This window comes from Streptomyces hilarionis (genome assembly GCF_024539675.1).
Lineage (GTDB): Bacteria > Actinomycetota > Actinomycetes > Streptomycetales > Streptomycetaceae > Streptomyces > Streptomyces hilarionis.
Genome location: NZ_JAHHIT010000162.1, coordinates 15115 through 20469 on the forward strand (window position 1 = coordinate 15115; position 5355 = coordinate 20469).

The 5355-nt window shown below is 74.0% G+C and carries 5 protein-coding genes and 1 pseudogene; 2 read left to right on the forward strand and 4 right to left on the reverse strand.

All coding sequences use genetic code 11. The annotated features are described in order from the left end of the window. Together KMS84_RS31285 and KMS84_RS31290 are read left to right on the forward strand one after the other, a co-directional pair. Positions 1 to 273, forward strand: a pseudogene (locus KMS84_RS31285) (glycoside hydrolase family 11 protein); the annotation flags it as partial. Positions 274 to 311: 38 nt separating this feature from the next. Further along, the gene (locus KMS84_RS31290) at positions 312 to 1322 is read left to right on the forward strand and encodes a polysaccharide deacetylase family protein (protein ID WP_256919850.1); all 1011 of its coding nucleotides are present in this window, start codon (positions 312 to 314) and stop codon (positions 1320 to 1322) included. An 11-nt stretch (positions 1323 to 1333) separates the two neighbouring features. Here the strand turns inward: KMS84_RS31290 and KMS84_RS31295 are convergent, their stop codons facing one another. The 4 genes from KMS84_RS31295 to KMS84_RS31310 all read right to left on the reverse strand — a co-directional run bounded on the left by KMS84_RS31295 (position 1334) and on the right by KMS84_RS31310 (position 5188). Continuing rightward, positions 1334 to 2353 carry a hemolysin family protein gene (locus KMS84_RS31295; RefSeq protein ID WP_256919851.1) on the reverse strand — a complete coding sequence of 340 codons (1020 nt, stop codon included), beginning with the start codon at positions 2351 to 2353 and terminating at the stop codon, positions 1334 to 1336. Then, positions 2350 to 3672 (reverse strand): hemolysin family protein, encoded by a 1323-nt coding sequence (locus KMS84_RS31300; protein ID WP_256919852.1) that lies wholly within the window; start codon positions 3670 to 3672, stop codon positions 2350 to 2352. Before KMS84_RS31300 ends, KMS84_RS31295 begins: the two co-directional genes overlap by 4 nt. A 169-nt stretch (positions 3673 to 3841) precedes the next feature. Next, positions 3842 to 4774 carry a M56 family metallopeptidase gene (locus KMS84_RS31305; protein ID WP_256919853.1) on the reverse strand — a complete coding sequence of 311 codons (933 nt, stop codon included), beginning with the start codon at positions 4772 to 4774 and terminating at the stop codon, positions 3842 to 3844. Between the two features lie 6 nt (positions 4775 to 4780). Beyond that, a complete protein-coding gene (locus tag KMS84_RS31310; protein ID WP_256919854.1) occupies positions 4781 to 5188 on the reverse strand; it encodes a BlaI/MecI/CopY family transcriptional regulator in 408 nt (135 codons plus the stop codon). Between the last annotated feature and the right edge of the window lie 167 nt (positions 5189 to 5355).

Sequence of the window (5355 nt, forward strand, 5' to 3'; positions counted from 1 at the left end):
GGCGGCGGCGGCTGTTCGGCGACGCTGTCGGCCGGGCAGCAGTGGGGCGACCGCTACAACCTCAACGTCGCGGTCAGCGGCTCCAGCAACTGGACCGTCACCATGAACCTCCCCTCCCCCGCCAAGATCCTCTCCACCTGGAACACCAGCGCGAGCTTCCCCAGCGCCCAGGTCATGACCGCCAAACCCAACGGCAGCGGCAACACCTTCGGCGTCACCGTCCAACCCAACGGCAACTGGACCTGGCCCACCGTCTCCTGCACCGCGAGCTGACCCCCACCCCCTCGCCCCGGCTGGAGGAGCACTCCGTCATGAGCACCGGACCACGACTCTCCCCTCGCGCCCTGGTCGCGAGGCTGGCCGTCCTCGCGACGGCCGCCGCCTGCACCCTCACCGTCCAGACCGCCGCTCCGGCGCAGGCCGCTCCGGCGCGGGCGGCCGCCTGCAACGGCTACGTCGGGCTCACCTTCGACGACGGCCCGTCCGGCACCACGTCCACCCTGCTCAACGCCCTCAGGCAGAACGGGCTGCGGGCCACGATGTTCAACGAGGGGCAGTACGCCGCGGCCCGTCCCGCCCAGGTGCGGGCCCAGGTCGACGCCGGCATGTGGGTCGGCAACCACAGCTACACCCACCCGCATCTGACCCAGCAGAGCCAGTCGCAGATCGACTCGGAGATCTCCCGCACCCAGCAGGCGATCGCGGGCGCGGGCGGCGGCACCCCGAAACTGTTCCGGCCGCCGTACGGCGAGACCAACTCCACGGTGCGCTCCGTCGAGGCCAGGTACGGCCTGACGGAGGTCATCTGGGACGTGGACTCGCAGGACTGGAACGGCGCGAGCACCGACGCGATCGTGCAGGCCGCGGGGCGGCTCACCAACGGCCAGGTCATCCTGATGCACGACTGGCCGGCCAACACGATCGCGGCGGTCCCGCGGATCGCACAGGGGCTGGCCGCCCGCGGCCTGTGCGCCGGGATGATCTCCCCGCAGACGGGCCGCGCCGTGGCGCCCGACGGCGGCTCCGGCGGCGGAGGGGGAGGAGGTGGCGGCGGCGGCGGCTGTTCGGCGACGCTGTCGGCCGGGCAGCAGTGGGGCGACCGCTACAACCTCAACGTCGCGGTCAGCGGCTCCAGCAACTGGACCGTCACCATGAACCTCCCCTCCCCCGCCAAGGTCCTCTCCACCTGGAACACCAGCGCGAGCTTCCCCAGCGCCCAGGTCATGACCGCCAAACCCAACGGCAGCGGCAACACCTTCGGCGTCACCGTCCAACCCAACGGCAACTGGACCTGGCCCACCGTCTCCTGCACCACGGGCTGACGTCGGCCCGCTCACGGCGTGCGCGGATGCAGCAGCCGCGCGAGCAGGTCGTCCAGGGTGACGAGACCGGCGAGCCGGCCGTCCTCGTCGCGGACGACGGCGAGGCTCGCCCGGCGGCGGCGCAGCGCCTCGATGGCGTCGCCCACGGTGTCCCGGGCCGCCAGTTCGGGCACGGGCCGGGCGAGGTCGCGGGCGGTGACCGCACGGCCGCGGGCGCGGGCGACCAGGGCGTCACGGGCGTGGACGGAGCCGACGACGCCCTGTCCGTCACGGACCAGCAGACGGCTGTGGTCGTGTGCGGCCGCGACGGCGAGGATCTCCGCCACGTCCGCCTCCGCCCGCACCGAGGTGATCAGCTCGGCGGGGATCCGCAGGCGGGCGACCGGGGTCTGCGGCTCGGTCAGCGAGTTGGCGATCAGCTCGGAGTCGTCCTTGCCGATCAGTCCGAGCCGCTCGGACTCCGCGACGAGATGGGCGAGTTGCTCACGGTCGTGGACGGACGTCAGCTCGCCGCGCGGGGTGACCCGGCACAGCCGCACCAGGGCGTTGCTCAGCGCGTTGAGCACCCGGATCAGCGGCCGGACGGCGTTGACCAGCGCGCGGAACAGCGGCGAGAGCAGCATCGCCGAGCGTTCGGGGTGCGCGATGGCCCAGGACTTCGGGGCCATCTCGCCGACGACCATGTGCAGGAACACCACCACGGTCATGGCGACGGCGAAGGCGACGCCGTAACTGAGCGCGCTGGGCAGCCCCAGGCCGTGCAGCAGCGGGTCGAGCGCGTGGGAGATCGCGGGCTTGGACACCGAGCCGAGGCCCAGGGTGCAGACCGTGATGCCCAGTTGGGCTCCGGCCAGCATCAGCGACAGCTCGCGCATGCCGGCGAGAGCCGCGCCCGCGCCGCGCCGCCCCTCGGCGGCCGCCTTCTCCACCCGGTGCCGTCTGGCCGCGACGAGGGCGAACTCGGCGGCGACGAAGAACCCGCTGCCGATCAGCAGCAGGATGGTGACGAAGAGCGCTGCGGGCAGACTCATGACCGCCCGCCTTCCCGCACCGCGATGCGCACCCGGTCGGGCACGTGACGATCCAGGGCGCGGACGTCGATCAGCGCCCGGCCGCCGCCCGGCAGGTCGACGGAAAGACGGTCCCCGACCGTCGGGAAGCGGCCCAGCCGGTCGACGACCAGGCCCGCCACGGTGTCGTAGTCGTCCTCCTCGGGCAGGACGACGCCGGTGGCCTCGGCCACCTCGTCGAGCCGCCGGCCCGCGTCCACCAGCCAGCCGTCGCCGTCGGCGACCGCCACGTCGGTGACCCGGTCGGACTCGTCGGCGATGTCGCCGACGAGCTCCTCGGCGATGTCCTCGTAGGTGACGATGCCGGCGACCCCGCCGTGTTCGTCCAGGACGACCGCGAACTCGTCGCCGTGGGTGCGCATGTGCTCCACCGCGTCCGGCAGCGGGAGCGTGTCCGGCAGCAGCAGGGGGCGGCGGGCGGCCTCGGCGGCCGTGGTGCCGGGGAAGCGGTCCGCCGGCAGCGCCGTCAGTTCGCGCACCCCGAGCACCCCCATGACGTCGTCCGGATGGTCGCCGAGCACCGGATAGGTGGAGTGGCCGTGCGCCGCGATCAGTTCGACGGCCTCGGCGAGGCTCGTGCCCTCGCGGACGAAGACGCAGTCCGCGCGCGGCACCATGACCTCGTCGAGGGTGCGCTCGGAGAACTCCAGGGCGTGGTCGAGGAGTTCCGCCGTGCGCGCCGGGATCCGGCCCTGCTCGTGGGACTCGCCGATCAGGTGGCCGAGTTCCTCCAGGGTCGCGCCGTGGTGCAGTTCCTCGACCGGTTCGATGCCGGCGCGGCGCAGCAGCCGGTCGGCCGCCCCGTCGAAGACGCGCACGACGGGCCCCACGACGCGCAGATACGCCAGGGTGGAGCCGGCCAGGGACTTCGCCAGCCGCTCGGGGACGGCGAGGGCGAGGTTCTTGGGGGCCAGCTCGCCGATCACCATCTGCACGACCGTGGCGAGCACGAACGCGAGCACGACGGAGACCGCGGAGACGGCTCCCTCGGGCAGGCCGGCGCCCGACAGGGCGGGTTCGAGCAGGGCGGACACCGACGGCTCGGCGACGAAGCCGACGACCAGTCCGGTGACGGTGATGCCGAGCTGCGCGCCGGACAGCATGAACGACAGCCGCTCCAGCACCTTCAGGGCCCGGGCCGCCCCGCGGTCCCCGGCCTCGGCCTGACGGGCCAGGGCGAGACGGTCGGCGGACACGTATGCGAACTCCTGGGCCACGAAGTAGCCCGTGCCCAGGGTGAGCAGCAGGACGGCCAGAAGGCCGAGGACGGCACTCGTCATCGCACACCACCCCGCCGTGTGCCGTGTGTGCCGTCCTCAGAGGGGATGCGGCGGGATGGTCGGGGACTGTGCCCCGGGGAGTCCGTCGATCTGGCGGACAATGGGTGACTCCTTCACTGGAACGTTCACCTTGGCAACGAGTGCGAGCGGGTCCGTGTTCCCGGCGCGGTCACAGGGGCGTCGCGGCGTGCAGGATGACGAGCAGGGTGACGGCCGCGTTCGCCGACGACATCGCCGAGACGGCCGTCCCGGCGGCCGCCCCCCAGACGGCCAGGCCCGCGGCCGTGAAGAACGACGGCCGTCGCCGCGCCGCGGGTGCGGGCCCCAGCAGGGCCGTGACCCGGCGCGGCACGGGTCCCGGCGCGGCCAGGCCGGCGAGCGTGACGTGGGGCGCGCCGTGGGAGACCAGTGCGGCCCTGCCGATCGCCCGCGCCACGGTGCGTCGGCTGCCGACGGCGCGGGCGGCGTCCTCGTCGGCCCAGCGCTCGGCCGTGTAGGCGACGGTCGTCCGCAGCGGCCGCAGGAACGGGTTGGCCTGGGCGGCCAGTCGCACGGCGAGCAGGTGGCGGTGGTGGCCGGCGGTCAGGTGGGCGCGCTCGTGCGCGAACAGCGCCCGGCGTTCGGCCGGCCGCAGACGCTCCAGCAGGGCGGTGGTCACGACGATCCGGTCCCGGCGGCCGCCGGGCAGGGCGTACGCGTAGGGCGTCCCGTCGGGCAGGACCGCCGCCTCGGTGAGGGGCAGTCCGGCCAGGGCGCGGTGGGCGAGGCGGCGCACCCGGTGGTGCCGCCACAGCGTGCGTCCGCAGTTCAGGGCCACGGCCAGCAGTGCGGGGACGGCCGCCTTGCCGGCGAACTCGTCGTAGGGGACGGCCTTGCGCACCTCCGGGTCCGACCAGCCGTCGGGCAGGGGGTTGGCGGGCAGTTGCGCCGTGCCGACCACCATCAGCAGGCCCAGGCACACGGTGCTGCACACGGCCATGACGGCGGCGACCCCGGTGAGCAGTCTGGTGGCGGTGCGGGGGTGCAGATGGTGTTCGGCGAGCCGGGTGAGGGGCCAGGCCGTGAGCGGGAGCACGAGCGGCAGGAAGACGAAGAGCCCCATGCGGCGTCAGTCTTCCCCGTCGTCGCCGGTGGCGTCGTCGTCGGGATGCTGTCCGAGGAGGTCGCGCAACAGCCGTTCGTCGTCGGGGCCGAGACCGGTGACGAAGCTGGCGAGGACCGCCTCGCGGTCGTGTTCGGCGTCCAGGACCCTGCGCATCCGGTGGGCGGCCAGGCCCGCCTCGTCCGAGGCCGCCAGCCAGGCGAAGGAGCGGCCGTCGCGCTCGCGGGTGACCGCGCCCTTGGCGAGCAGCCGCGTCAGGATCGTGATCACCGTGGTGTAGGCGAGGCCGCCGCCGAGGCGTTCCTGGACCCAACCGGCCGTCGCCGGCCCGTCGGCCGCCCGCAGCGCCGACAGCACCGACGCCTCCAGCTCGCCCTGCGCCCGCCGCGGGGGGCGCCGCCGGTGATCCGTCACGTCCAGTCTCCTCTTCGCCGCCGTCCGTTGTCCGGTCGGCCATCCTAAGGACGCCGACCGTCCGCCGACCCCTTCCGCCGGGACGTCATCTCTACACCATTGTAGAAGCACCTCGGACGGCGGCCTGCCGTCGCGCGCACCGGTCGGGGCGGGGCGGGCGGTAGGGG